The following is a 26,069-nucleotide window of genomic DNA, read 5'->3' as shown; positions in this document are numbered from 1 at the left end:
GGTACGCCTTCTCCTCGTCGTTGCAGAACGAGATCGCTCAGGCCGAGGAGCGCCGTCCCGACACCCGCGGCCAGCGTCCCGGCGGCGGCCGTCCGGGCCAGCGTCCCGGTGGCCGGCCGGGCCAGGCGCCCGGCGGTCGTCCCGGCCAGGGCCGCCCGTTCGGCGGCGGCAACCGCACCGCCGAGGCCGGCCGCGGCCCGGGTCGTCCCGACGGCGCCCGCCAGCCCGACACCCGCAACGCCCGCCCGCAGGGCGAGCGCCCGAGCAACGGCCCGCGCCCCGAGCGCGCCGCCGGCGATCGTCCGCGCCAGCCCGCCAACAACCGTCCGCGCAGCGGCGGCGGCGGCAACGGCGGCGAGGGCCGTGCCATCGGCTGGCTCGACCGCAGCCCGCGCTCCTGAGCCAGCTCGCCTCCTGACCTGATCGAGAAGGCCGCCCCGGATGCCCGGGGCGGCCTTCTGCTTTTTCGTATCCGGTGTCCTGCCGCTGGCGCGGGAGCATTGCCGGCGGTGGTCCCGCGCCCCATCTCGACGGCATCGAGACAGGAGCAGCCCCGATGCGATTCGAGATCTACCGCGATGCGCCGGGCCATTGGCGCTGGCGCCTGCGGGCGCAGAACGGCAACGTCGTCGCCGATTCGGGCGAGGGCTACGTTCGCCGCGAGGATTGCGAGCACGGCATCGCGCTGGTCCGTCAGAGCGAGACCGCGAAGGTCATCGACATGACGACGCAGATCGCCTGATCACAACCGAAAGTCGGCTTTCGCGACGAAACGCTTTTCGCGGTTCGTGCGTTTCGACGGCTCGGGCTCAAGCCCCGCTCGTACGTCTCCCATCCACGAAAGAGTTGAGATCCGCGATGAGGAAATTCCTGCTGGCCGCCCTGCTCGTCCTGGGCTTCGCGGCCGCCGCCCCGCAGGGCGCGTCCGCCGCTCCGGTCGGCCCCGGCCTCGCCCTTCAGACGGAAGCCGCCCCCGCGGTCGCCGAGAAGGCCCAGTACTTCTACCGCCGCCGGTTCGGGCCGCGTCCGTTCTACCGCCGCCCGTATTACGGCCGCCGCTTCTACGGCCCGCGTCCGTTCTACCGTCGTCCGTATTACGGCCGCCGCTTCTACGGCCCGCGTCGTCGGTTCTTCTACTGATCGCACGGCGAGCCTGCGTCGAAGTCTGAACCCGGCGGCCCTTGGGGCCGTCGGGTTTTTTCCATGACTTGGGCAAACGGGCTGCGTTCGCGCGCGATCCGGTGTAGGGTCTCGCGTTCGGGACGGCCGGCATCAGATCGGTCCGCCCGGGAGGAACGCCCCATGGACGATATCGCGACGCGCGAGGTGGTCGCGCGTGACCTCTGGCAATCGATCCCGCTCGAATGCCTGGTCTGCGCCGCCGCCGTCTTCCTGGCGGCCGGCCTGAAACTCGCCGGCCTGATGCCCTGACCCCTTTCGACATCGCGGCGTTCGCGCATAATCGGCGCCGCGCCCCGAGCGCGTCGGTGCGCTTCGCGCCAAGGAACAGGACCGCATGGACCGGGACAGCGCCGAGGAACCGCAGGGCGATCTGACGGTGCGCACCATCGCGATGCCGGCCGACACCAACGCCAACGGCGACATCTTCGGCGGCTGGGTGCTGTCGCAGATGGACCAGGCCGGCGGCATCGCCGGGGTCGACCGGGCCGAGGGCCGCGTGGTCACCGTGGCCCTGGACGCCATGACCTTCATCCGCCCGGTGCGGATCGGCGACGTGCTCTGCGTCTACACCCGAATCGGGCATGTCGGGCGCACCTCGATGAAGATCGAGGTCGAGGCCTGGGCGCGGCGCTTCCGGACGCAGGTGCGCGAGAAGGTGACGTCGGCGACCTTCACCTTCGTCGCGATCGACGACGAGGGTCGGCCGAGGGCGATCCCCAAGGCCGCCCCGGTGGCGGAGCCATCATTCACGCCAGCGTGATCGACGGGTTCCGTTCCGACGCGGTTCCGGCTAGGCATCGCGCGAGCGGATCCCCGAGGGGGCGGGGGGATGCGACAGCTGGCCCGAGGATTGTGCCGTTGCCCGACCCGTCGCACCGCGCCGACAACCTGACCTGGAAGACCCTTCAGCCCCGCGAGACGCGCTGGCGTAGCCTGAGCCAGCGCCCGGCCATCGCCTGGTTCACCGGGCTGTCGGGGGCGGGCAAGTCGAGCATCGCCAACGCCGTCGACCGCTCGCTTACCGAGGCGGGGCGGCACGCCATGGTGCTCGACGGCGACAACCTGCGCCACGGCCTCAACCGGGACCTCGGGTTCACCGCGGCCGATCGCGCCGAGAACATCCGGCGGGCGGCCGAGACCGCGCGCCTGATGGCGGAGGCGGGACTGGTGGTGATCGTGTCGCTGATCTCGCCGTTCCGCGCCGAGCGCGCGACAGCGCGGCAGATCGCGGGCGACATCCCGTTCCTGGAGGTCTTCATCGACACCTCACTGGCGGTGTGCGAGGCGCGCGACCCGAAGGGCCTGTACGACAGGGCGCGGGCCGGCACGATCCCGAACTTCACGGGGATCTCGGCGCCCTACGAGGCGCCGCTCGACCCCGACATGACCTTGGTCACCGACGGGCTGAGCGTTGCGGAGTCGTCGAGGACCCTGATCGCGGAGCTGATGCGGCTCAGCGCAGGCTGACCCCAAGCGTCTCGCGTTCGCGGCAAACCCCTCACTCCGCCGCGAACAGCCCCCAGCTACCCCCGGGATCGGGCGCGTCCGCCGCCGCCGGCTCGGCGACGTCCGCCTTCGGGTCGCCCGGTGCGGTCTCGCAGCCGAGCGCCGGCAGGGCGATGATGCGGTTCTTCGAGAAGTCCACGCGGCAGACGATGGCGTTGCGGCTTTCCATGTAGCCGAGCAGGCGCCGGGCGCGGCCGGGAGAACGGCTGCCGATGGCCCGGGCCAGCGCCGCATCGCCGGGACAGGGCTCGCCCGCGAGCGCCGCCCGCGCCAGCAGCAGGAACAAGCCCTGGACCTCCTCCGGCATCCCGGCGGCGGCCCCCTGCGCCTGGGTCCAGCGTTCGTCCCCGTCGGTCGCGGCGGGCGCCGCATCGATCCCGGCCCGTGCCACGCTCAGGGACCGGCGGAAGGCCTGGAGCCCGACGCGCTCGCCGTCGAGGCCGCGCATCCGGCAGCGGACCAGGAAGTCCTGGTAGACCACGGCGACGGACTGGCGCCCGGCCTCGGGCTCCGCGACCAGCCCGCGCAAGATCGCCTCGCAGCCGGCCCGGTTCTCGGCCTCGTCGAGCACGGGCGGGGCGGCGGCCGGCTCCGGACGGTGGGCGGCGAGCTCCCGCATCAGGTCGGCGGGGCTGACGCGCGGCGTCGCCGGCGCCCGCGACGCCCGCGTCGGGTAGGCGAAGCCGGCTTCGGCCGGCGCCAGGATCTGGGCGCGCAGGTCCGCGTCCGCCGCCTGCGGCAGCGGGATCAGGGTCGGCGAGGCCGCGCGCGACGAGGTGGTGACCGGACCGATGCGGAGGGCGAGCGGACGGCGGCTCAGCGCCGGCCCGAGCGCCACGAACTCGCCCCGCGCCAGGTCGCGGAAACGCTCCGCGCCGCGCCGGTCGAGGCCGAGCAGGTCGGCGGCCCGCGCCATGTCGATGTCGAGGAAGGTGCGCCCCATCAGGAAGTTGGTGGCCTCGGCCGCGACGTTCTTGGCGAGCTTGGCCAGCCGCTGCGTCGCGATAATGCCGGCCAAGCCCCGCTTGCGCCCGCGGCACATCAGGTTGGTCATCGCACCGAGCGCGATCTTGCGGGCCTCGTCGGAGACGTCGCCGGCGGCGGCCGGCGCGAAGATCTGCGCCTCGTCGACCACGACGAGGCAGGGATACCAATGCGCCCGCTCGGCCTCGAACAGCCCGCCGAGGAAGGCGGCGGCGGCGCGCATCTGCGCCTCCATGTCGAGGCTCTCGAGGTCGAGCACCACCGAGACGCGGTGCCCGCGCACCCGCGCGGCGATCGCCTGCAGGTCGCCCTCCCCGTGGCTTCCGTCCACCACGAGGTGGCCGTGCGCCTCGGCAAGGGTGACGAAGTCGCCCTCGGGGTCGATCACCACCTGCTGCACGTGGCCGGCGCTCTGCTCCAGCAGGCGGCGCAGCAGGTGCGACTTGCCCGAGCCGGAATTGCCCTGGACGAGCAGGCGCGTCGCGAGCAGCTCCTCCAGGTCGAGGCGGGCCGGCTGGCCGATGCCCTGCCCGTCGAGCCCGAGCCCCATCTCGATGCCGAACGCCATCGTCGCTCCGGTTGCACGCCGCGGGAAATCCCGAGCCTCCCGTTAACACGCGAGCACCCTTCGCGATGCGTCCGGCGCGCCGCGCGTCCACAGGCGCGGGGTCGCGGTGGACGAAGGGCTCAGAGCGGCTTGCGGTAGACCACGAAGCCCGAGCGGTCGCCGACCTGATCGTAGAGCCGCATCGCCGTCGCGTTGGTCTCGTGCGTCTGCCAGTAGACCCGGGGCGATCCGGCGCGGCGCGCCGCAACGTAGACGGCCTCGATCAGCGCGCGGCCGACGCCCCGCCCGCGGGCGTCGGCCGTCGTGAACAGATCCTGCAGGTAGCAGAACGGCGCGGTGGCCGTGGTGGTGCGGTGGTAGAGGTAGTGCGTCAGGCCGATCAGCCGGCCGTCGCGTTCGGCCACGAGCGCGTGCATCGGCTCGTAGGCGTCGAAGAACCGCTCCCAGTTCGCCTGCGTCACCGCGGGCGGGATCGCCGCCGGGCCGACGCGCTCGTAGAACAGGTTGTAGCCCTCCCAGAGCGGGAGCCACTGCGCGTGGTCGGCGCGGGCGACGGGGCGGATGACGACATCCTGGGGCATCGTCGCGATCCTGCACCCGCCCGCATCGCCGCTCAAGCCGTGCGGCCCGCGCGCGATCGTGGCATGCTGCCATCCATGCGGAACGCCATCACCGACATCGCCGGCATCCGGGTCGGCCACGCCGCGGACGCACGGGTCGCCAGCGGCGTCACCGCGCTGGTGTTCGACCGGCCGGTCACGGCGGCGGTGGACGTCCGCGGCGGCGGGCCGGGCACCCGCGAGACCGATTTGCTCGACCCCGAGCGCACCGTCGAGGGCATCGACGCGCTGGTGCTGTCGGGCGGCTCGGCCTTCGGGCTGGACGCCGCCGCGGGGGTCGTGGCGTGGCTCGCCGAGAACGGGCGCGGCTTTCCCGTCGGCGGGATGCGGGTGCCGATCGTGCCCGGCGCGATCCTGTTCGACCTGCTCAACGGCGGCGACAAGGCGTGGGGGCGCTATCCGCCCTATCGCGAGCTCGGGTTCCTGGCGGCCCAAATGGCCTCGGAGGACGTGGCGCTCGGCTCGGTCGGGGCCGGCACCGGCGCGCGCACGGCCAACCTCAAGGGCGGGATCGGCTCGGCCTCGGCCGACGTTCCGGGCACCGGCTTCCGGGTCGGCGCGCTCGCGGCGGTCAACGCCTTCGGCCGGGTGACGGTCGGCGACGGCCCGCATTTCTGGGCGGCGCCGTTCGAGCGGGCGGCGGAGTTCGGCGGCCTCGGCTGGCCCGGCGCGATGCCGGACGACGCCCTCGCCTTTCCCGTCCGCGGCCTGCCCGGCGCCGCGACGACGCTGGCGGTGGTCGCCACCGACGCGGCGCTGACCAAGGCGCAGTGCCGGCGCCTCGCTGTGGCGGCGCAGGTCGGCCTCGCGCGGGCGATCCAGCCGGTGCACACGCCCCTCGACGGCGACGTGGTGTTCTCCGTCGCGACGGGGGCGGTGGCGCCGGCGGACCCGATCGGCGACCTGGCGCGCCTCGGCAACATGGCGGCCCAGGTGCTGGCCCGTGCCGTCGCGATCGGGGTGTACGCGGCGGCGTCCTTGCCCGGAACGCACGGCCTTCCGCCGGCTTGGCGCGACCGGTTCGGATCGGGCGCGTAGGGCGGCGGGCTTAGGCCTCGTCGCGGGCGTCCTGCAGCAACTGCGAGAGGCCGGCATCCACCTCCGCTCCGAGCATCGCGCGCTCGGCATCGGTGAGGTCGCGCGCCCATTTCGGGCCGGCGAACCCGGTCGCGCACTTGTCGCGCTCGGCGGCGATGTAGGCTTCGACCTCGGCCGGGCGGGTCCGCATCGCGTCGACCATCCCGAACCAGGCCGCACGCTCGACCACCGCGAGGCGGGCCCGCAGCCGGATCATCACCGCCCGCTCGGGATCGACGTCGTCGCTCATCGGGGCGGGATCCTCAGCGCCGCGGCTCGCAGCGGGTCTTCACGTAGCTGTCCTTGCCGTTGCCGAGGCCGGCATTGGCGGCCAGCACCGGGCCCTGGATCAGGCATTCCTGCAGGGTGTGGGCCGGGCCCGTCACCACGTCGAGGGCGTTGTCCCGGCTGCAATCCTGGACCTGGACCGACGAGGCGCAGATCAGGGCGACGACGACGATGGGATTCATGGGCGCGCTCCAAGGCCCCGCCGCGACGGGCGCGTGCCGGGATTGCAAAGGGACGGGCCGGCGGAAGGTTCCGCCGGTGCGCCGATCCGCGCGCTAGCGCTCCTGCGCGGCGAGCGCGTCGAGGAGCCCCTGCATGCTCTTCGGCACCGGCGCGGAGACCTCGCGCGCGTAGAGCACGCGCAACTGCCGGCCGATCTCGGCGAGGCTCAAGGACCCCTTCTCGATCACCCGGTCCGCCTGGGCCTGGAGGCTCCTGCGCTCGGCGTCGGTGATCTCCTTGGCGGTCAGCACCACCACCGGCACGTCGCCGTCGGGCCGCGCCCGCAGCGCGCGCAGGAACCCGAACCCGTCCATCTCCGGCATCATCAGGTCGAGCAGGATCAAGTTCGGGCGCTGCGCCTCGAAATGCTCCAGCGCCGCCCGGCCGTTCTCGGCCTCGTCGACGCTCCAGCCGTCGCGCGCGAGCGTCCGGCGCAGGCGCTCGCGGGCATCGGCGTCGTCGTCGACGACGAGGACGCGGGCCTCGACGCCCTCCGGCCGGTAGCGGTCCATCAGGCCCTTGAGCCGGTCCCAGTCGATCGGCTTGACGAAGTAGTCGGTGGCGCCGAGCGCCTGGCCGAGGCCCTGCTCGGCCACCACCGAGGTCATGATCACCGGGATGCCGGCGAGCTCCGGGTCGTTGCGCACGGCGTGCAGCACCGCCCAGCCGTCCATGCGCGGCATCTCGACGTCGAGCAGGATCGCGCGCGGCTTCAAGGCCCGCGCCAGCGTCAGCCCGGCCCGGCCGTCGTTGGCGGTGCGGACGCGGAAGCCCTCGCGTTCGAGGAAGCGCTGCAGCAGCTCGCGCGCGGCCGGGTCGTCGTCGACGAGCAGCACCGCGTCGTGCTCCTCGTGCGCGTGCACCGGCGCGGGCACGGCGAGCTCGGCCGCGACCTGCCCCTCGTCCTCGACCGCCAGGATCGCCGGCAGCTGCAGGGTGAAGGTCGAGCCCTGCCCGGGCACGCTGGTCACGCCGATGTCGCCGCCCATGGTGCGGCAGAAGGCGCGGGTGATGGCGAGGCCGAGGCCGGTGCCGCCGAACTGCCGCGTGGTCGATTCGTCGGCCTGGGCGAAGCGCTCGAACAGCCGGCCGATCTGCTCCTCGGTGAGCCCGATCCCGGTATCGGCCACCGAGAAGCCGAACCAGTCGGCGCCGGCCTCGCGCTGGCGCTCGACCTTCAGGGTGATCGTGCCGTTCTCGGTGAACTTGGCCGCGTTGCCGATCAGGTTGAGCAGGCACTGGCGGATCTTGGTCTGGTCCTGGTGCATCGCGCCGAGGTCGTCGGCGAGGTCGAGGACGAAGCGGTTGCCCTTCTTCTCGACGAGCGAGCCGGTGGCGTCGGAGACGTCCGAGATCAGGTCGGCGACGGTGAAGTGCTCGGCCGAGGCGGTCATGCGCCCGGCCTCGATCTTGGAAATGTCGAGCACGTCGTTGATGAGCGAGAGCAGGTGGCGGGCCGCCGCCTCGATCTTGCGCAGGTCGGGCAGCAGGGCGGCCTGCCCGATATCCTCGAGCTCCTCCCCGAGCATCTCCGAGTAGCCGATCACCGCCGAGAGCGGCGTGCGCAGCTCGTGGCTCATGTTGGCGATGAACTGGCTCTTGGCGAGGTTGGCGGCCTCCGCGGCCTGCCGCGCCCGCTCGACCTCGGCCTCCGCCTCCTTCCGGTCGGTGATGTCGGTGTTGGAGCCGACCCATTCGCGCAAGGAGCCGTCGGCGGCGAGCACCGGCACGCCGCGCACCTCCATGTCGCGCCACTGCCCGTCGTGCCGGCGCAGGCGGTAGTCGACGGCGTAGGGCGTGCGCGCCTCGATGCAGCCGGCCCAGACCTCGGCGGCATGCGCCCGGTCGTCGGGATGGACCGCGTCGATCCAGCCCCAGCCCTGGAAGGCCTCCTCGGACTGGCCGGTATAGGCGCTCCAGCGCGGCTGCGGCGGCAGCAGGGCGCCGGCGGCGTCGGTGTTCCAGATCACGGCCGTGGAGGCGTCGACGAGCGCCCGGAACCGCTCCTCGGATTGCAGCAGCCGGTCCTCGGCTTCCTGCTTGTGGGTGATGTCGGTGTTGGTGCCGTACCAGCGCAGGATCCGGCCCGCCGCGTCCCGATGCGGCATCGCCTGCGACAGGAACCAACGGAAGGTGCCGTCCTTGCCCCGCAGCGGGAAGGTGTCCTCCCAGGCATCGCCGCCGGCGATCGCCGCCTTGAAGCGCTCCGTCACCGCCTCGACGTGGTCGGGATGGTGGACGTCGCGCCAGCCCCAGCCGCGCATCGTCGCGAGGGTCGTGCCGGTGTAGTCGTACCAGCGGCGGTTGTACCAGATGATGTCGCCGGTCGCGGTGGCGATCCAGGCGAGCTGCGGCAGCGCCTCGGCGAGGTTCTCGTAGTCGGCCTGCGTGACCGTGGCAGGCTCGCTGGGATCACTCATCGCAACACTCGGACTGGCTTCCCGCGGCGGATGCCGGGCACGAAGCGGCCTTATACACGCATCGCGCCCGGGTTCGGCGCGGCGGTTTCGCCCGGCACGCCATGCGCTCGCGCCGCCCGGCCGGCGCGGAGAAGGTCGAAGGCGTAGAGCGCCAGCGCCAGCCAGATCAGCCCGAACATCGGGATCGCGTGCGGCGCCACGTGCTCGCCATAGGCGAGGACGCTCAAGGCCAGCAGGCAGGTCGGGGCGATGTACTGCATCAGGCCGAGCGTCGCGAGGCGCAGGCGGTCTGCGGCCGCCGCGAACCAGATCAGCGGCAGGGCCGTCGTCACCCCCGTCAGCGCCAGCAGGGCGAAGTCCCGCGGATCGGGCGGCAGGGCCGGCTCGGGCGACAGCAGCACCCAGACGAAGGCCGCCGGCGTCAGGATCAGCGTCTCGGCGAGGAACCCGACCGCCGGGTCGACCCCGACCACCTTCCGCACCAGGCCGTAGAGGGCGAAGCTCATCGCGAGCTCGAGCGCCACCAGCGGCAACGTGCCGGCCAGCACAACGGCGATGGCGACCCCGGCCGCGGCGATGCCGACGGCGACCCGCTGCAGCGGGCGCAGGCGCTCGCGCAGGACCACGGCGCCGAGCGCCACGCTGACCAGCGGGTTGATGTAGTAGCCGAGGCTCGCATCGAGCAGGTGGCCGCTGTTCACCGCCTGCAGGTACAGCAGCCAGTTCACGCCGATCAGCCCGGCCGAGACGAAGAGCAGCGCGTGCCGGGGCCGCAACGGGAACGGGGTGCGCACCCGGTTGCGCCACAGCAGCACCAGCGCGACCGCGAACAGGCACGACCACAGGATGCGCACCGCCAGGATGTGGCTCGGGGAGAAGCCCGAGAGCAGCCGGAAATGCACCGGGACGACGAGGCCCCAGCTCAGATAGGCGCCGAGCGCGTAGACGAGGCCCACGGTGTCCGTCCCGATCGCGTCCGCCGGCATCCGGCGCGGAGAAGTCCTGGCGATCTAGCCCGCGCCGGCCGCTTCGGTCAGGCCCGGCGGCGCAGGTCAGGCATCCGCCCCGCCCGCGCCGTCAGCGCTTCGTCGGCAGGATCGGGTCGCCGCGCATCAGCGCGTTCAGGCGCTCGGTGTCGAACCCGTTCGGGATCTTCGCCGGCGCCGGCTTCACGGCCGCGACCGGCTTCTCCGGCGCCGGGATCGATCCGGTCGCCGAAGGTTCGGGCAGGACGATGCGGGCGACCGGGCTCGGCACCGTGTGGGCCAGCCGGTCGGCGCAGACGAACCCGATCACGAGGATCGAGGCGCCGGCCGAGACGCCGGCGGCGAGGAGACGCAGGATACGCAAGCGACGGGTTCCGGCAACGCGAACGACGACGGAGCCGAGGATGGCCCAAGGCCGTTAACGAAGGGACACCTCACAGGGAGATCCCATGAAACCCGAAGCGAACGACCAGGCCACCGCCAGCGACAGCCCGTTCATCCAGGGCCGCAACGCCCGCCTCTACGGCAAGCCGATCGACGATTGCCCCTACGCGGAGGGCTCGGAGGAGCGCACCGCCTGGCTGCAGGCCTACGAGGAGGCCACCGTCACGGACGCCGGCTGACCGAAAGGGCGGCCCGGGCGCACGCTTGACCTCCGCCGGGTTGCCGGGCTTCGTCGTCCGATCGCAGCCCGAGAGCCAAAGCGCCCATGTCCAAGCCTTCGTCCAAGACCGCCGAGTCGTTCGGGGTCGCGACGCGCCTCGTCCATGCGGGGCGCGATCCGTCGGCGCAGCACGGGTTCGTCAACACGCCGATCTATCGCGGCTCCACCGTGCTGTACCCGACCTACGACGACATCGTGCACCGGCGCGGCCGCTACAATTACGGCACCAGCGGCACGCCGACGATGGACGCGCTGACCGATGCCTGGAGCGAGGTGGCGGGCGCTGCCGGCACGGTGGCGACGCCCTCGGGCCTGTGCGCGCTCACCGTCGCGCTGATGGCCTCGGTCTCGGCCGGCGACCACCTGCTCGTCACCGATTCCGCCTATCGCCCGACCCGGATCTTCTGCGACGGGCTGCTCGCCCGCTTCGGCGTCGAGACGACCTATTACGACCCGCTGGTCGGCGCCGGCATCGCCGGGCTGATGCGCGACAACACCAAGGCCGTGCTGGTCGAGGCGCCGGGCTCGCAGAGCTTTGAGATGCAGGACGTGCCGGCGATCGCCGACGCGGTCCACGCCCGCGGCGGCACCGTGATCATGGACAACACCTGGGCGACGCCGCTGCTGTTCCCGCCGCACGCGCGCGGCGTCGACATCGCCGTCGAGGCCGGGACCAAGTATCTCAGCGGCGGATCCGACCTGCTCCTCGGCCTGACCTCGGCCAACGCCGCGCATTTCCCGGCGGTGCGGCGGACCTTCGACCAGATCGCCCCCTGCGCCGGCCCCGAGGACCTGTTCCTGGCGCTTCGCGGCCTGCGCACCATGAACCTGCGGCTGCGCGAGCACGGCCGCGCCGGCCTCGAGATGGCGCGCTGGCTGCAGGAGCGGCCGGAGGTGCTGCGCGTCCTCCATCCCGGCCTGCCCGAGGATCCCGGCCACGCGATCTGGAAGCGCGACTTCTCCGGCGCATCGGGCCTGTTCGGCGTGGTCCTCGAGCCCGTCTCGGAGACCGCCCTCGCCGCGATGCTCGACGGCCTGGAGCTGTTCGGGATGGGCTTCTCCTGGGGCGGCTTCGAGAGCCTCGTCATTCCCTTCGACTGCAGGCCCTACCGCACGGCGACGCAGTGGGCCCCCGGCGGTCCCGCCCTGCGCTTCCACATCGGGCTCGAGGACGTCGCGGACCTGAAGGCCGATCTCGACGCCGGGTTCGCGCGGTTGCGGGCGGCGGCCTGAGGCGCCCTCACGGCACCCGCCATTCGCCCCGCCACCCTTCCCCGTCGCGGCGCCAGCCGGCGCGGCGATGGCCGCGACGGTCGAGGTAGAGGAAGTCGAGGGCGTCGGCGCGGACGAGGACGGCGGCGAAGTTCGGGCGGCCGACGGTCAGCGCCGCCGCCTCGTCGGGCACCGCGTAGCCGCCGCCGGCATCGAGCGCGGTGCCGGGCGCGGGCGCGATGCCGTAGCAGACCCGGCTCATCGCCCGCGAGCCGTCCCAGGCCGCGTCCGCCACGGCATCGTCGACGTGGAGACCCGCGCTGCCCTCGATCCGGATCTGGATCTTCGCCGCGCGGTCGTAGGCGTGGAGCGCACAGGCCGGGTTGGCCGCGACCTCGGCCGCCTTGTCCGAGCGGCGGTCGCAGTGGAAGCGCAGGGTGCCGGTCGCGGCATCGGCCTCCCGCAGCACCACCGTGCGGCTGCGCGGGCGGCCCGCCTGGTCCAGCGTCGCGAAGCTCGGGGCGTGGAACGCGCTCCGTCCCTGCGCGACCCCGTCCGCCAGCAGCCGCCACGCTTCGGCGAAGGCCGCGTCGAGGTCGTCGTGGAACGGCGGGAGCGGGTGGCGGGCATCGTCCTGTGGCATCGGGCTCCGAACGGCGCGTGGGTGGGGCGAGACGAGCACGGGCGCGACGGGGGATCAAGCGCGGCATCGCGGCGTCGCACGCTTAACGCTGTGGTGCCAAAACTAGGCGTCGTGTCCTAGGATGCCTTGACGCGTTCCTAACATGCATTACCCATTGTGCACCGCGTCGACGAGAGCCGCGCGGCTTCCGCTCTCAGATGAGACGTCGACGCTATGCCGTGGATGATGGTTCTGCTGTTCGGGCTGCCCTGCGCCCTCGGTTTCCTCTGCCTCTACGCCGATCGGCATCTCGCCCGGTTCTCCGAGTCCCACGACGACCTTTGGCAGCTGCCGCGGCCGTCTTCGCTGCGGCGCTGATCCCCGAGCGGACCCGGCTGCGACGCGGCAGGGCTCGGTCCGGCACCGGCCTTGGGCCGGTCGGCTCGGGCGCGGGAATGCCGGTTCAGCCCGCCTTGGTTTCGGTTCCGCGCCGGTTGCGGAAGATCAGGGCGAGGTTGCGCAGGTAGATCCCGGTCGAGAGGCCCTGGCCGATGATGATCACCGGCTCGCGGCGCACGAAGCCGTAGACCAGGGTCATGATTCCGCCGGCGATCGACAGGAACCAGAACGACAGCGGGATCACGCTCCGGCCCGCCCGCTCGCTGGCGATCCATTGCAGGATGAAGCGCGAGCCGAAGACCAGCTGCGCGACGATGCCGAAGACCAGCCAGAAGTCGAACCGCGTCACGAACACGTCGTAGAAGTAGTCCGGCAGGTCTCGCGCCAACTGGATCAGCATCGGAATCAGACCTCGGTGACGGCGGGCGTCGGACGCTTGCGGCGGATCAGCCACCACACGCCGGCCAAGTCGAGCAGGCCGACCCAGAGGCGGTCGAACAGCCCGTAGTTCGAGACGCCGGTGAAGCGCGGGCGGTCGACCACGTCGCGGTGCACGATCGCGAAGCCCTCGCGCACCACGAGCGCCGGCATGAAGCGGTGGAGGGCGTCGAAGTACGGCAGGCGCAGGTAGACCGCGCGGCGGAAGACCTTGAGGCCGCAGCCGGTGTCGCGGGTGGAATCGTTGAGGATCCGCCCGCGCACGCCGTTGGCGATGCGGGACTGGATCATCTTGAAGCGCCCGTCCTTGCGGCCCTTGCGCTGCCCCTGGGCGAGGCCCGTCCCCTCGCCCGCCTGCTCCAGCGCCGCCACCAGGACGGGGATGAAGGCCGGGTCGTTCTGGCCGTCGCCGTCGAGCGTCGCGACGATCGGGCCGGCGGCCGCCGCGACCCCGCTGCGCACCGCCGCCGACTGCCCGCCGCTGCGGGCGTGGCGCAGCACCCGCAGCCAGGGCCGGCCCTGACGCGCGGCGTCGAGCGCGGCCGGCGTCGCATCGGTCGAGCCGTCGTCGACGTAGATCACCTCGAAGGGCGCCAGCGCCCCGCAGGCGGCTTCGATCTCGGCGACGAGCCCCGCGATGTTGCCGGCCTCGTTCTTCACCGGCACCACGATGCTGAGGCGGGGAGACGTCGCGTTCATGGGGTCACCGTCTGAGCCGTGGGCGTCACCGCGTAGGCGGTGAGGTCGACCCGGCGGCCGGCGTTGATGTTGAAGCCCGACACCTGCCCCACCGCCTTCGGGCCGACGCCGCCGACGGGCCAGGCATCGGCGAAGTCGGCGGCCGAGCGCTGCTCGACGAAGACGAGGCGGCAGCCGCCCGCATGGAGGAAGGCCAGCGCGTCGGCGCCGGTGTTCGGGGTGGCGAGGTCGGTGCCGATCAGGAACACTAGGCTCGGCTCGCGGTAGCCGAGGCTCGCGACCTGCGGCAGGCACGGCAGCGCGTCGCGGATCGCGGCGAGCCGGTTCGAGACCTTCAGCGCCGGGATCTCGGTCTGCGCCAGCCCGAGCACCGCGGGCGAGAGCACGCAGGCGGAGAGGATCGCGAACACCATCGCCCGCTCGGCGCCGTTCCGCGCATAGGCCATCCAGGCGGCCAGCGCGAGCGCGCAGGCGGCCCCGAGCAGCGGCAGCGACAGCACGGGCAGCACCCGGTCCAGGCGCCACGCGACCACGGCGAGGCCGATCGTCAGCCCGATCGGGATCGCCGGGACCAGCAGCGCCATCGCCCGCGCGCCGCGCCGCGTCGGATCGAGGGCGCCGGCCCGGAGCGCCAGCACGGTGAGGATCGCCACCATCGGCATCAGCGGCAGGACGTAGTGCGGCAGCTTGGTCGGCACGGCCTCGAACATCAGCCACGCCGGCACGATCGACGCGACCAGGAACGCGACCGCATCGTCCCGGCGACGGCGCCACGCGAACGGGATCGCCAGAGCCGCGAAGGCGGCACCGGGCCAGAAGGTCGCGAAGAACACCAGCGCGTAGGTGCCGGGCGGCGCCCAGTGCTTCTCCTTGGCGCTGCCGACCTTGGCCAGCATGTCGTGGCCGACCGCCTCGGTGAAGAAGGCGCTGCCGCTGCGCCAGGCGATCGCCAGGAACCACGGGGCGACGACCGCGACGACGATCGCGAGGCCGGACCACGGCCGCAGCGCCAGGATCCAGCGGCCGGAGCGCGCCTTCCACGCCAGGGCCAGCATCGGCAGGCCGACGAAGAGCGGCACCATCGGCCCCTTCACCAGGATGCCGATTGCCAGGCCGAGCCAGAACGCAAGCCGCCCCGCGGTCGAGGGGCCGGGGCCGGATCGCCCGAGCCAGGCGCGGGCGAGCGCGCCGAGCGACGCGATCGCGCACGCGGTCAGCAGCGTGTCGGTCTTGGCGAGATGCGCCTCCGCCGCGAGCATCAGGCAGGCGCCGAACAGGGCGGCCGCGAGGAAGGCGCCGCGCCGCGGCAGGAAGGCGAGCGCCGCCCAGTAGGCCAGCAGCACGGCGGCGGTCGCGCCGACGAGCGAGGGGATGCGGTAGAGCGCGATCTCGGTTCGCGCCTGGGGCACCCCGAGCGCCTCGCCGGCCGCCACCGAAGCGGCCTGGGCCCAGTAGATGCCCACCGGCTTCTTGTGCCGGGCCTCGCCCTGGAAGCGGATGTCGACGCCGTCGCCGGTCTCGAGCATCTGCTTCGAGGCCTGGGCGAATCGCGGCTCGTCCCGGTCCATCGGCTGGAGCGAGATCTGGCCGGGCAGGAAGCAGACGAGGCAGAGCGCCACCAGCCAGGCGCAGGCCCGCGCGTGGCTCGCCGACACGGTGTTCAGGAGGAAGTCGCCGAACGCGAAGCCGGGGCCGGTGGCCGGGACGGGCCGCGTGGCCGGGACGGGTCGCCGCGCGGCTTGGCTGGGGATCATGAGCGCGGTGCGGAACGGAAGGAGGGGGCCGAGAAGGCGGTCATGCGCGGCTCCGGAACCGGCAACCGGCCTCGTCGTTCGGTCGATGCCCAGACGGCCGGCGGTGTCGATGATGCGGCCGGGATTGTCAAATGCCGGCCCCGCCGCCCGAGGGACGGGGCCGGCCGCGCGGCGCGTGTCAGGCCCGGTCGACGCCGCGGCGCCGATCCCGGCGGTCGTGGTGGCGCCGATCTGGCGCATGATCGTCTCGAACTCACGCTGCATGATGGCGAGCACGGCGGCGACCCCGGGCTCGCCGAAGGCGGCCAGCCCCCAGACGGAGGGGCGGCCGATGCACACGGCGGTGGCGCCGAGCGCCAGGGCCTTGAGGACGTCGGTGCCGCGGCGGAAGCCGCCGTCGATCAGCACGGGCACCCGGCCGTTCACCGCCGTCACGATCTCCGGCGGCACGCCGATCGTGGATTGCAGGCTCGCCTCGGCCCGGCCGCCGTGGTTCGACACGATCAGCGCATCGACGCCGTGGTCGAGCGCGCTCTTCGCGTCCTCCCTCGTGACGATGCCCTGGAGCACGAGCTTGCCCTTCACGAGGCCGCGCAGGCGCCGCACGTAGTCCCAGGTCATGCCGGTGCCGTGTCCGAGCGCCGCTAGTTCAGTCGTTTCCAAATGTTTCCAAGATGTCGAGCTTCGCTTCCAGGGCGAGCTCATGCCAGCTCAAGACATAAATCGTTACACACCGCGTATTAACGATGAAATCCTCAAATCAGGGTGGCCGGGGAATGGTCGGCCGACGTTCTGGTCGGGCCCGGTTGCACCGGGCCGTTCTTGATGGAGATCCGCGATGAGCCTGATGGATGCGCTCTCGAACGCCATCACCGGGACCTCGGCCCAATCCTTCGCGCTGAACAACATCTCGGGGAACATCGCCAACAGCACCACGGCCGGCTTCAAGAGCACGGATACGAGCTTCGCCGACATGCTGGCGCAGACCGAGGCCGGGACGCAGCCCGCCGGCGGCGTCGCGATCAGCACGCGGTCGAACCTGGGGCTCCAGGGCACGGTGGCGTCGACCGGCATCGCGACGAACCTCGCGATCGGCGGCGACGGCTACTTCGTGGTCCGGCAGAATCTCGGGACCGCGTCGGCGCCGAGCTTCGGCTCGACGCTGGCCTACACCCGGCGCGGCGACTTCGCGCCGGATGCCAGCGGGTACCTCGTCAACGGGGCCGGGTACTACCTGTTCGCCGGGGCCTCGACGGGCGCGCCGGTCCAGGTGCCGGCCACCGCCACGAGCGCGCTCTCCAGCCTGTCGGTCTCGCCCGCCGGCGCCCTCACCGGCACCCTGTCGGACGGCAGCACCCAGGCGCTCGGCACCCTGGCCCTGGCCCAGTTCGGCGCGCGGGACACGCTCGCCTCGCTCGACGGCGGCGCCTTCGTCGCGACCGCGAGCACCGGGGCGCCGAGCTTCGGCCTGAACGGCGCGACCGTGACCGGCGGCTCGGTCGAGCAGTCGAATGCGAGCATCTCGGACCAGTTCTCCAAGATGATCGAGACGCAGCAGGCCTATTCCTCCAACACGAAGGTGATCAGCACCGTCAACGAGATGCTGCAATCGGCCATCGCGATGTACGTCTGACGCGGCGCGCGCCGCTACCCGTCCGCCTAGCGCGCCGTTCGGAACACCTGCAGGTCGAGGTCGCGCACCTTCTTGCGCAGGGTGTTGCGGTTGACGCCCAGAAGCTCCGCCGCGCGGATCTGGTTGCCGCGGGTGGCGGCGAGCGCCGCGCCGATCAGCGGGCCTTCGATCTCGCGCAGGATCCGGTGATACAGGCCGGGCGGGGGCAGCGTGTCGCGGTATCCGGAGAAGTAGTCCGAGAGGTGGCGCTCGACCGCGCCGGACAGGGTCTCGTTGTCGGCGCCGGCCTTGCGCGCGGTGCCGTTCCCGGCCGAGGCCGGGGGGCTGAGCGGCAGCGTGTCGAGCTCCGCCTCGATCACCGGGCCGGTGATGGTCTCCTGCGGGTAGAGGGCGGCGAGCCGCCGGACGAGGTTTTCCAGCTCGCGGACGTTGCCGGGCCAGCGGTAGCGCTTCAGGCGCTCCATCGCCTCGCCGTCGAGCATCTTCCGCGTGAGGCCCTCGCGCTCGACCTGGATGAAGAAGTGGCGGACGAGGTCGGGCACGTCCTCGGACCGCTCGCGCAGGGCCGGCAGCCGCAGCGGCACGACGTTCAGGCGGAAGAACAGGTCCTCGCGGAAGATGCCCTGCTGGATCGAGATCCGCAGGTCCTTGTTGGTCGCCGCGATGATGCGGACGTTGGTCTTGATCGGCACCCGGCCGCCGACGGTGGTGTACTCGCCCTGCTGCAGCACGCGCAGCAGCCGGGTCTGCGCCTCCATCGGCATGTCGCCGATCTCGTCGAGGAACAGCGTGCCGCCCTCCGCCTGCTCAAAGCGGCCGGCCGAGCGCTGCAGCGCCCCGGTGAAGGCGCCCTTCTCGTGGCCGAACAGCTCCGATTCGATCAGGTCGCGCGGGATCGCGGCCATGTTGACGGGCACGAACGGGCCGGTGCGCCGGCGGCCGTAATCGTGGAGCGCGCGGGCCACCAGCTCCTTGCCGGTGCCGGACTCGCCGGTGATCATCACGGTTAGGTCGGTCGGCATCAGCCGGGCGAGCGCCCGGTAGATCTCCTGCATCGCCGGCGAGCGCCCGACCAGCGGGATGTCCTCGTTGTCGGGCGGCGCGGCGGCGGCGGCCGTGCCGCGCGGGCGCGACAGCGCCCGGCCGACGATGGCGATCAGCTCCTTCAGATCGAAGGGCTTGGGCAGGTACTCGTAGGCGCCGCGCTCGGAGGCGCGGATCGCGGTCATGAAGGTGTTCTGCGCGCTCATGACGATGACCGGCAGCTCCGGCCGCACCCGCTTGATGCGCGGCAGCAGGTCGAACACGTTCTCGTCGGGCATCACCACGTCGGTGATGACGAGGTCGCCCTCCCCTTGCGCCACCCAGCGCCACAGGGTCGCGCAGTTGCCGGTGGAGCGGACCTCGTAGCCGGCCCGCGACAGCGCCTGGTTGAGGACGGTGCGGATGGCGGCGTCGTCGTCCGCGACGATGATGTGGCCGTTGGGCATGACTCTTACTCGGGCTCCGCGACCGCTTCGCGCCCGTCGCGGGCGCTCGACATGGGCAGGAGGATTCGGAAGGCGGTGCGGCGGGGCGCGGGATCGCACTCGACGATGCCCCCATGATCGCCGACGATCTTCGCGACCAATGCAAGACCGAGGCCGGAGCCTTGCGCCTTCGTCGTCACGAACGGGTCGAACAGATCCGGCAGCAGCTCGGCCGAGATGCCCGGGCCGTTGTCGCGCACCGCCACCTCGATCGGCAGGCTCACGCGCTCGCGCGAGCCCGGGACCTGAAGCCGCAGGCCGGTGCGGAAGGCGGTCGACAGGGTGATCTCGCCGTCGACCGCGTCGGCGCCGATCGCTTCCGCCGCGTTCTTCACCAGGTTCAGGATCACCTGCACGAGCTGATCGCGATTGCCGAGCACCGGCGGCAGCGACGGATCGTAGGTCTCGACGAAGCGGATGTGGCGCCCGAACCCGGATTGCGCCGAGCGCTTCACCTGATCGAGCACGCCGTGCACGTTGACCGGGCCGCGCTCGACCGGGCGCTCGTCGCCGAACAGCTCCATCCGCTCGACGATCCGCACGATCCGGTCGGTCTCCTCGCAGATCAGGCTGGTCAGCACCCGGTCCTCTTCCGGCCCCGACTGCTCGAGCAGCTGGGCCGCGCCGCGGATGCCGGCGAGCGGGTTCTTGATCTCGTGGGCGAGCATCGCGCCGAGCGCCACCATCGAGCGCGCCGCGCCGCGATGCGTCAGCTGGCGGTTCATCTTGTCGGCGATGGTGCGCTCCTGGAGCATCAGCACCACCGCCTCGCCGTCGTCGCCAAGCGCGGTGGCGAACACGTCGACGCTGCGCTCCGCGCCCGAGCGCGGTTGCGTCAGCTCGACCCGGTACTCGCTGACGCTGGACCCGCGCCGGCGCACCTCCGCCACCAGCGCGATGATCGGCGAGGCGAAGGGGATGATGTCGCGAAGCCGGCGCCGCTGCATCAGCCGGGCGGAATAGTCGAAGAACGTTTCGGCCGCGTGGTTGCAGTGCATGATGCGGTCGTCCGCGCCGATGGTCAGCACCGGCAACGGCAGGGCGTTGATCACCGCCTCGGCGCTTGGCATGCCGCGGGGTTTCGCCGCGGGCTCCTTGGCGGCGGGGTCGAGACCGATCGGCATCGCCTCGTCCCTGGGTTCCCCGTCGCTCATGCGGCCTCCGCGATCGCCGGGGCGGCCTCGAAGGCGGCGCGCAGGAGCCGGTCCGCCACCTCCGGGTCGGTGGTGGTCAGGAGCCGCGTGCGCTCGGCCGCATCGAGGCCGCCCGCCGCGTCGGCATAGGCCGCCAGATGCTTGCGGGCATGACGCACGCCCATCGCTGCGCCGTAGAGCGCGATCAGCCCGGCATAATGCGCCGCCGCCAGCCCCGCCCGGGCCGACCGCGACAGCGTCGGCACCGGGCGCCTGGCCAGCCCCGCGGCGAGGGCGCCGACGAGCCAGGGGCGCCCGACCGCCGCGCGGCCGACCATGATGCCGGCAGCACCCGAGGCCGCCAGGCACGCCCGGGCGCTGGAAAGGTCCTTCACGTCGCCGTTGGCGATGACGGGGATCGACACCGCCGCGACGACCGGCCGGATCGCGTCCCAGTCGGCGCTGCCCTTGTAGAATTGCTGCCGGGTGCGACCGTGGACGGTGACCGCGTTCAGCCCCAGCGCCTGGGCCCGGCGGGCGAGCTCCGCGGCGTTCAGGCCGTGGTGGTCCCAGCCGAGGCGCATCTTCACCGTCACCGGGATCGACACCGCCTCGCGCACGGCGCCGAGGAGGCGGGCCGCATGGTCGAGGTCGCGCATCAGCGCGGAGCCCGAGGCGATGCCGGTGACGATCTTGGCCGGGCAGCCCATGTTGACGTCGATCACGTCGGCGCCGTTCGCGGCGGCGATCCGGGCGGCCTCGGCCATCGGCTCGGGGGCGCAGCCGGCGAGCTGGACGATGTGCGGCGCGATGCCCGACCCTTCCGCCCTGAGCCGCGCCTCCTCCGAACCGCGCGCGAACTCGGCCGCCGCCACCATCTCCGACACCACCGCGCTCGCGCCGGCACCCTGCGCGATGCGGCGCATGTGCAGGTCAGTGACGCCCGATAGCGGCGCCAGCAGCACCACCGGATCGATCGAGCGCTCCCCTCGCAGGACGCTCAAATAATGATCAGCCATCATTCTGCACAACAAATAGACAAAACCAGCCCGGCGCAAGCCCCCGGGCGAGGGTTGGGCGGGGAACCGCGCGATTTGATTTCGCTTCATCCCCCGCATAAACGACAGGCAGATTTTTGAGGACCCGAACCGGCCGCATGGCAGGCGGTCTCGGCCCCGGCACGACGGAAACCCCCAGGCATGTCCGAACCCGGATCGAGCGTCGCCGTCGTCGTCGTGGCGGCCGGTCGCGGCATCCGCATCGGCGGCGGGATGCCCAAGCAGTACCGTCGCGTCGGCGGGCAGGCGGTCCTCACCCGCACCCTCGACGCCCTCGGCCGCGACCCCGTGATCGGCCGGATCCAGGTGGTGATCGCCGCCGACGCGGCCGCGTTCTACGACACCTGCCGCACCGAGCTCGCGCCCGCCATCGCAGACAAGCTGCTGCCGCCGGTCGAGGGCGGGGCGACGCGCCAGGACTCGGTCCGAGCCGGGCTCGAAGCGCTCGCGGCGGCGGGCGCACCGGACGTGGTCCTCGTCCACGACGCGGCCCGGCCCTTCGTCGATGCCGGGCTGATCGCCCGCGCCGTCGCCGCCGGGCGCGACCACGGCGCGGCGGTGCCGGGCGTGGCCGTCGCCGACACGATCAAGCTCGTGGACGAGCAGGGCGGCATCGGCCGCGTGCGCGAGACGCCGGCCCGCGAGCACCTGCGCGCGGTGCAGACGCCGCAGGCCTTCGTCTTCGGGACCTTGCGCGACGCGCACCGCGCCGCCGCCGCCGAGGGCCTGCACGGCTTCACCGACGACGGCGCCCTCGCCGAATGGGCTGGCCTCGCCGTGGTGGTGTTCGCCGGCGACCCGAAGAACCGCAAGATCACCCAACCCTCCGACCTGATCGAGGCCGACCGGGCCTTTTCCGGCTCAGGCGAGGAGACGGCGAAGGACAGTGCGAAGGACATCGCCATGACGACCTACGTGACCCGCCTCGGCACCGGATTCGACGTGCACGCCTTCACCGACGGCGACCATGTCTGGCTCGGCGGGGTGAAGATCCCGGCCGACCGCGGGGTGCTCGCCCATTCGGACGGCGACGTCGCGCTGCACGCCCTCACCGACGCGCTGCTCGGCGCCATCGCCGACGGCGATATCGGCACCCATTTCCCGCCCTCGGACGAGCAGTGGCGCGGGGCGTCGTCGGACCGGTTCCTGGCCCATGCCTGCAAGCTGGTGCGCGACCGCGGCGGTCGCATCGACCATCTCGACATCACGGTGCTGGCGGAAGCGCCCCGTATCGGCGCCCACCGCGAGACGATCCGCGCCCGCATCGCCGAGATCTGCGCCGTGCCGCTGACCGCGGTGTCGATCAAGGCGACGACCACGGAGAAGCTCGGCTTCGTCGGCCGCGCGGAAGGCCTCGCGGCCCAGGCCGCCGCGACCATCCGCCTGCCGGAGGAGGTGGAGACGAGCCCGGTGGACGCCCAGGCCGAGACGGCCATGCGCCAGGGCTGACGGTTGGGCGGACGCGCGTCCGCTGCATCATCCGAAGGCCGCTTCGAACGAAAAAGGGATTCGCGCGATGTTCGACGACGCCCTCCTCGCCCGCGCCACCGCCCTGGTCGGGGCCTACGCCGAGGCCGGCACCCGGATCGCGACGGCCGAATCCTGCACCGGAGGGCTCGTCGCCGGGTTGCTGACGGCGGTGCCCGGCTCGTCGGCGGTGGTCGAGCGCGGCTTCGTCACCTACTCGAACGAGGCCAAGTCCGAAGCGATCGGGGTGCCCGCCTCACTCATCGGCGTGCACGGCGCGGTCAGCGAGGCGGTCGCCCGCGCGATGGCGGGCGGCGCGCTGGCGGCGTCGCGGGCCGACGTGGCGGTGGCGATCACCGGGATCGCCGGCCCCGGCGGCGGCAGCCCGGGCAAGCCCGTCGGCCTCGTGCATTTCGGCCTGGCGACCGGCGGCGGCGTCCGCCACCTGGAGCGGCGCTACGGCGATCTCGGCCGTGCCGAGATCCGACGTCGCGCCGTCGTCGATGCGTTGGACCTGTTGGAGGCGGCGCTCGTTTCCTGATCGGGGCGCTCGTGTCTCCTGATCGGAGCGGTCCTGCGGCGAACGCCGCCGAACCGGAGGCGCGGTTCCATGGACAGCCTGTCGGCACAAATCTGCATCGTCGGCGGTGGACCGGCGGGGATGATGGCGGGTCTGCTGTTCGCCCGCGCGGGCGTCTCGGTCGTGGTGCTGGAGAAGCACAGCAACTTCCTGCGCGATTTCCGCGGCGACACCATCCATCCCTCGACCCTGGCCGTGATGGACGATCTCGGCCTCGGCGACGCCTTCCGCGCCCTGCCGCAGCGCCGGGTCGAGACGTTATCGGCGGTGATGGGCGGCCGGACGTTCCGCGTCGCCGATTTCCGCCGGCTCGCGACGCGGAACCGCTTCATCGCGCTGATGCCGCAATGGGATTTCCTCGACTTCCTCGGCCGCGAGGCGAGGAAGCTGCCCGGCTTCCGGCTGCTGATGGCGACCGAGGGGCAGTCGCTGATCGAGACGGATGGCCGGATCGCCGGGGTTCGTGCCGCCGGCCCCGACGGTGCGATCGCGATCGCCGCCGACCTCGTCCTATGCGCCGACGGCCGGCATTCCGCGATGCGACGTCGGGCCGGCTTCGTGCCGCGCGACTTCGCGGCCCCGATCGACGTGCTGTGGTTCCGCCTGTCGCGCCGCCCCGGAGACCCGGAGGCCGCGGCCGGTCGCTTCGGGGCGGGCCGCATCCTGATCACGATCGATCGCGGCGATTACTGGCAATGCGCCGCAATCGTGCCGAAGGGCGGCGACGAGGCGATCCGCACGCGCGGACTCGTGGCGTTCCGCGCCGGCATCGCCGACCTCGCGCCGTTCCTGGCCGACCGCACCGGCGAGATCGGGACCTTCGACGCGGTGAGGACGCTGACGGTGACCGTGGACCGGCTGGAGCGCTGGCACCGTCCGGGGCTGCTCTGCATCGGCGACGCGGCGCATGCGATGTCGCCGGTCGGCGGCGTCGGCATCAACATCGCGATCCAGGATGCGGTCGCCGCCGCCAACCTGCTCGCCGGGCCGTTGCGGGCCGGACGCCTCGCCGAGGCCGACCTCGCGCGGGTCCAGGCCCGCCGAAGCCTTCCGACGCGGCTGACGCAACGGGTCCAGCGCCTGATCCAGGATCGGATCATCGCCCCGGTGCTCGACCACGGGGACGCGCGCCTCAGCCCGCCGCTCGCGCTCCGGCTGCTCGACCGCCTGCCGTGGCTTCAGTGCATCCCGGCCCGGATCGTCGGCCTCGGCTTCCGCCCGGAGCATCCGCGGTGAGGCGCACGATCCAGCGCGTCCTCTTCGTCTGCGGTCGCGCCCCACTCCGCAGCCCGACGGCCGAGCAGGCCTTCTCTCGGGTATGCCCAACCGGATGCCGCCGGCGCGGCCGGCCTCAGGCCCTACCGTAGACCCGGTCCGCCCGGCTCTCGAACGCGTCGGTGAACTTGCGGAAGGCGCGGTCGAACATCTTGCCCATCAGCAGGCCGAGGGCGAAGCTCTTGAACTCGTAGGTGATGAAGAAGTCGACGTCGCAGCCGCCGTCGCGGCCGGGCTTGAACGCCCAGCGGTTCTCGAGATGCCGGAACGGGCCGTCGATGTACTCGGCCGTGATCTTGAGGTTCGGGCGGTCGAGGCCGACCCGGGTGGTGAAGCGCTCGCGGATCGCCTTGTAGCCGACGCCCATCTCGGCCACGAGCACCTCGGTCCCCTCCCCGGTGCCGGGCTGGCGGCGCAGCACGCGCAGCGATTCGCACAGCGGCAGGAACTCGGGATAGTGCTCCACGTCGGCGACGAGGTCGTACATCTGCTGGGGCGAGTGACGCACCCAGCGGGTGATCCGGAAGGATGGCATGACGACTCAGGCTGAGAGGGTGTCGGGGGCGAGCCGCGCGTTGCGGGCGGCCTGGAGCCGCGAGAAATCCTCGCCGGCGTGGTGCGACGAGCGGGTCAGCGGCGTCGCCGAGACCAGCAGGAAGCCCTTGGCGTAGGCGGTGGTCTCGAACGCCTTGAACTCGTCCGGCGGCACGAAGCGGACGACCTCGTGGTGCTTCTTGGTCGGCTGCAGGTACTGGCCGATGGTGAGGAAGTCGACGTCGGCCGAGCGCAGGTCGTCCATCAGCTGCACGACCTCGTTCCGCTCCTCGCCGAGGCCGACCATGATGCCGGACTTGGTGAAGATCGTGGGGTCGAGCTCCTTGACCCGCTGCAGCAGGCGCACCGAGTGGAAGTAGCGGGCGCCGGGGCGGACCGTGAGGTAGTTGCCGGGTACCGTTTCGAGGTTGTGGTTGAACACGTCGGGCTTGGCGGCCACGACCGCCTCGAGCGCGCCGTCCTTGCGCAAGAAGTCCGGCGTCAGGATCTCGATGGTGGTGCCGGGGCTGAGCCGCCGGATCGCCGCGATGGTGCGGGCGAAATGCTCGGCACCGCCGTCGGCGAGGTCGTCGCGGTCCACGGAGGTGACGACGACGTGGTGCAGGCCGAGCTTGGCCACCGAGTCCGCGATCTTGTCGGGCTCGTGCTGATCCAGGGCGTTGGGCAGGCCGGTGCGCACGTTGCAGAAGGCGCAGGCCCGCGTGCAGGTGTCGCCCATGATCATGAAGGTGGCGTGGCGCTTCTCCCAGCACTCGCCGATGTTGGGGCACCCGGCCTCCTCGCAGACCGTGACGAGGCCGTGCTCGCGCACGATCGCCCGGGTCTCGGCCCAGGCCGGGGAGCCCGGCGCCTTCACGCGGATCCAGTCGGGCTTGCGCAGCTGCACCGGCTGGTCCGGCCGGTGCGCCTTCTCCGGGTGGCGGATGCGGGCCGGAAGCGGTGGCCGCGGATCGTTCTTCAGGAGATCGAGGACGGTCGCCATGACACACCGCGTGCGAGGCACCCGCGGTGCGGGTATCGGGGAGCACCTGCGACTTAAGACGTCCGGCCCCGCGCCGCAAACCGGCGCGACCGCAGGTCGCCCACGATCCCGAGACAGGGCGCGCGGATTCGTCATGGCCGGCGGGCCCGCGCGATCCGCCGCAACGCCCGCCCGGAACCCGGCGTGACGGATCCGGTTCCTTGGGGTCAACGGCCG

Annotated in this window: 27 protein-coding genes and 3 pseudogenes; 13 read left to right on the top strand and 17 right to left on the bottom strand. The window is 72.4% G+C overall.

What is annotated here, in order from left to right; genetic code table 11:
- From FV227_RS28905 to cysC, 6 genes and pseudogenes are all read left to right on the top strand, one after another.
- Window positions 1-401 (top strand): annotated as a pseudogene (locus tag FV227_RS28905) (hypothetical protein); the annotation flags it as partial.
- 155 nt (window positions 402-556) lie between these two features.
- Window positions 557-742, top strand: coding sequence for a DUF1508 domain-containing protein (locus FV227_RS09245; protein WP_147844179.1), 186 nt, complete (start codon window positions 557-559; stop codon window positions 740-742).
- Window positions 743-858: 116 nt separating this feature from the next.
- Complete coding sequence (locus FV227_RS09240; RefSeq protein WP_147729335.1) at window positions 859-1,140, top strand: hypothetical protein; 282 nt, start codon at window positions 859-861, stop codon at window positions 1,138-1,140.
- A 162-nt stretch (window positions 1,141-1,302) separates the two neighbouring features.
- Window positions 1,303-1,431, top strand: a complete 129-nt coding sequence (locus FV227_RS30300) for a hypothetical protein (RefSeq protein WP_279593315.1) — start codon at window positions 1,303-1,305, stop codon at window positions 1,429-1,431.
- 85 nt (window positions 1,432-1,516) lie between these two features.
- Window positions 1,517-1,942 (top strand): acyl-CoA thioesterase, encoded by a 426-nt coding sequence (locus FV227_RS09235; protein WP_147729336.1) that lies wholly within the window; start codon window positions 1,517-1,519, stop codon window positions 1,940-1,942.
- A 98-nt stretch (window positions 1,943-2,040) separates the two neighbouring features.
- Window positions 2,041-2,649 carry an adenylyl-sulfate kinase gene (gene cysC / locus FV227_RS09230; RefSeq protein WP_187274735.1) on the top strand — a complete coding sequence of 203 codons (609 nt, stop codon included), beginning with the start codon at window positions 2,041-2,043 and terminating at the stop codon, window positions 2,647-2,649.
- A gap of 31 nt (window positions 2,650-2,680) precedes the next feature.
- Here the strand turns inward: cysC and FV227_RS09225 are convergent, their stop codons facing one another.
- The gene (locus tag FV227_RS09225) at window positions 2,681-4,240 is read right to left on the bottom strand and encodes an ATP-binding protein (protein ID WP_147844177.1); all 1,560 of its coding nucleotides are present in this window, start codon (window positions 4,238-4,240) and stop codon (window positions 2,681-2,683) included.
- Window positions 4,241-4,359: 119 nt separating this feature from the next.
- Entirely contained in the window at window positions 4,360-4,821 is a 462-nt protein-coding gene (locus tag FV227_RS09220) for a GNAT family N-acetyltransferase (protein WP_147729652.1), read from the bottom strand.
- A 75-nt stretch (window positions 4,822-4,896) separates the two neighbouring features.
- Here FV227_RS09220 and FV227_RS09215 point away from each other — a divergent pair, with 75 nt between their 5' ends.
- Entirely contained in the window at window positions 4,897-5,898 is a 1,002-nt protein-coding gene (locus tag FV227_RS09215; RefSeq protein ID WP_147858779.1) for a P1 family peptidase, read from the top strand.
- A 10-nt stretch (window positions 5,899-5,908) separates the two neighbouring features.
- Here the strand turns inward: FV227_RS09215 and FV227_RS09210 are convergent, their stop codons facing one another.
- The 5 genes from FV227_RS09210 to FV227_RS09190 all read right to left on the bottom strand — a co-directional run bounded on the left by FV227_RS09210 (window position 5,909) and on the right by FV227_RS09190 (window position 10,217).
- Window positions 5,909-6,187: a hypothetical protein gene (locus FV227_RS09210; protein WP_147727725.1), complete on the bottom strand. Its 279-nt coding sequence runs from the start codon at window positions 6,185-6,187 to the stop codon at window positions 5,909-5,911.
- A 13-nt stretch (window positions 6,188-6,200) separates the two neighbouring features.
- Window positions 6,201-6,407: a hypothetical protein gene (locus tag FV227_RS09205; protein WP_147727724.1), complete on the bottom strand. Its 207-nt coding sequence runs from the start codon at window positions 6,405-6,407 to the stop codon at window positions 6,201-6,203.
- A 93-nt stretch (window positions 6,408-6,500) separates the two neighbouring features.
- Window positions 6,501-8,867, bottom strand: a complete 2,367-nt coding sequence (locus FV227_RS09200) for a response regulator (protein ID WP_147727723.1) — start codon at window positions 8,865-8,867, stop codon at window positions 6,501-6,503.
- A gap of 50 nt (window positions 8,868-8,917) precedes the next feature.
- Entirely contained in the window at window positions 8,918-9,823 is a 906-nt protein-coding gene (rarD, locus tag FV227_RS09195) for an EamA family transporter RarD (protein ID WP_147727726.1), read from the bottom strand.
- A 121-nt stretch (window positions 9,824-9,944) separates the two neighbouring features.
- Window positions 9,945-10,217, bottom strand: a complete 273-nt coding sequence (locus FV227_RS09190) for a hypothetical protein (protein WP_147727722.1) — start codon at window positions 10,215-10,217, stop codon at window positions 9,945-9,947.
- 85 nt (window positions 10,218-10,302) lie between these two features.
- On the opposite strand from FV227_RS09190, the gene FV227_RS28900 reads away from it, so the two are divergent.
- Entirely contained in the window at window positions 10,303-10,476 is a 174-nt protein-coding gene (locus FV227_RS28900) for an Rmf/CrpP family protein (protein ID WP_187274734.1), read from the top strand.
- Between the two features lie 86 nt (window positions 10,477-10,562).
- Entirely contained in the window at window positions 10,563-11,750 is a 1,188-nt protein-coding gene (gene metC / locus FV227_RS09185) for a cystathionine beta-lyase (protein WP_147727721.1), read from the top strand.
- Between the two features lie 7 nt (window positions 11,751-11,757).
- Here the strand turns inward: metC and FV227_RS09180 are convergent, their stop codons facing one another.
- The 5 genes and pseudogenes from FV227_RS09180 to FV227_RS29495 all read right to left on the bottom strand — a co-directional run.
- On the bottom strand, window positions 11,758-12,372 hold the full coding sequence (locus FV227_RS09180; RefSeq protein WP_147727720.1) for a pyridoxamine 5'-phosphate oxidase family protein: 615 nt from the start codon (window positions 12,370-12,372) through the stop codon (window positions 11,758-11,760).
- Window positions 12,373-12,814: 442 nt separating this feature from the next.
- Entirely contained in the window at window positions 12,815-13,150 is a 336-nt protein-coding gene (locus tag FV227_RS09175) for a lipid-A-disaccharide synthase N-terminal domain-containing protein (RefSeq protein ID WP_147727719.1), read from the bottom strand.
- Between the two features lie 5 nt (window positions 13,151-13,155).
- Window positions 13,156-13,887 carry a glycosyltransferase family 2 protein gene (locus FV227_RS09170; protein WP_147858776.1) on the bottom strand — a complete coding sequence of 244 codons (732 nt, stop codon included), beginning with the start codon at window positions 13,885-13,887 and terminating at the stop codon, window positions 13,156-13,158.
- Window positions 13,884-15,551 (bottom strand): annotated as a pseudogene (locus tag FV227_RS09165) (glycosyltransferase family 39 protein); the annotation flags it as partial. The gene FV227_RS09170 and the pseudogene FV227_RS09165, both read right to left, overlap by 4 nt.
- Before the next feature lie 300 nt (window positions 15,552-15,851).
- A pseudogene (locus FV227_RS29495) lies at window positions 15,852-16,262 on the bottom strand (alpha-hydroxy-acid oxidizing protein); the annotation flags it as partial.
- 217 nt (window positions 16,263-16,479) lie between these two features.
- Between FV227_RS29495 and FV227_RS09160 the strand changes: the two are divergent.
- Window positions 16,480-17,274 carry a flagellar hook basal-body protein gene (locus tag FV227_RS09160; protein WP_147728389.1) on the top strand — a complete coding sequence of 265 codons (795 nt, stop codon included), beginning with the start codon at window positions 16,480-16,482 and terminating at the stop codon, window positions 17,272-17,274.
- A gap of 26 nt (window positions 17,275-17,300) precedes the next feature.
- On the opposite strand, the gene ntrC is transcribed toward FV227_RS09160, so the two are convergent.
- The 3 genes from ntrC to dusB are packed head-to-tail and all read right to left on the bottom strand — an operon-like array spanning window position 17,301 to window position 20,958.
- Window positions 17,301-18,764: a nitrogen regulation protein NR(I) gene (ntrC, locus tag FV227_RS09155; protein ID WP_147728390.1), complete on the bottom strand. Its 1,464-nt coding sequence runs from the start codon at window positions 18,762-18,764 to the stop codon at window positions 17,301-17,303.
- Window positions 18,765-18,769: 5 nt separating this feature from the next.
- Window positions 18,770-19,927 carry an ATP-binding protein gene (locus FV227_RS09150; protein ID WP_187274736.1) on the bottom strand — a complete coding sequence of 386 codons (1,158 nt, stop codon included), beginning with the start codon at window positions 19,925-19,927 and terminating at the stop codon, window positions 18,770-18,772.
- 26 nt (window positions 19,928-19,953) lie between these two features.
- Window positions 19,954-20,958 carry a tRNA dihydrouridine synthase DusB gene (gene dusB / locus FV227_RS09145; RefSeq protein WP_147858774.1) on the bottom strand — a complete coding sequence of 335 codons (1,005 nt, stop codon included), beginning with the start codon at window positions 20,956-20,958 and terminating at the stop codon, window positions 19,954-19,956.
- Between the two features lie 177 nt (window positions 20,959-21,135).
- Here dusB and FV227_RS09140 point away from each other — a divergent pair, with 177 nt between their 5' ends.
- From FV227_RS09140 to FV227_RS09130, 3 genes are all read left to right on the top strand, one after another.
- Window positions 21,136-22,443, top strand: a complete 1,308-nt coding sequence (locus FV227_RS09140; RefSeq protein WP_147858773.1) for a bifunctional 2-C-methyl-D-erythritol 4-phosphate cytidylyltransferase/2-C-methyl-D-erythritol 2,4-cyclodiphosphate synthase — start codon at window positions 21,136-21,138, stop codon at window positions 22,441-22,443.
- A 67-nt stretch (window positions 22,444-22,510) separates the two neighbouring features.
- Entirely contained in the window at window positions 22,511-23,002 is a 492-nt protein-coding gene (locus tag FV227_RS09135; protein WP_147858772.1) for a CinA family protein, read from the top strand.
- A 69-nt stretch (window positions 23,003-23,071) separates the two neighbouring features.
- Window positions 23,072-24,277, top strand: coding sequence for an FAD-dependent oxidoreductase (locus FV227_RS09130; RefSeq protein WP_147858771.1), 1,206 nt, complete (start codon window positions 23,072-23,074; stop codon window positions 24,275-24,277).
- A 115-nt stretch (window positions 24,278-24,392) separates the two neighbouring features.
- Here FV227_RS09130 and FV227_RS09125 read toward each other — a convergent pair whose 3' ends face one another.
- Together FV227_RS09125 and lipA are read right to left on the bottom strand one after the other, a co-directional pair.
- On the bottom strand, window positions 24,393-24,851 hold the full coding sequence (locus FV227_RS09125) for a type II toxin-antitoxin system RatA family toxin (RefSeq protein ID WP_147843149.1): 459 nt from the start codon (window positions 24,849-24,851) through the stop codon (window positions 24,393-24,395).
- 6 nt (window positions 24,852-24,857) lie between these two features.
- Window positions 24,858-25,853, bottom strand: a complete 996-nt coding sequence (gene lipA, locus FV227_RS09120; protein WP_147728942.1) for a lipoyl synthase — start codon at window positions 25,851-25,853, stop codon at window positions 24,858-24,860.
- Window positions 25,854-26,069: the final 216 nt, after the last annotated feature.

Origin of the sequence: Methylobacterium sp. WL119 (assembly GCF_008039875.1) — a bacterium.
Lineage (GTDB): Bacteria > Pseudomonadota > Alphaproteobacteria > Rhizobiales > Beijerinckiaceae > Methylobacterium.
Note: the sequence above shows the minus strand (reverse complement) of the source record. Positions and strands in the feature narration are given on the sequence as shown.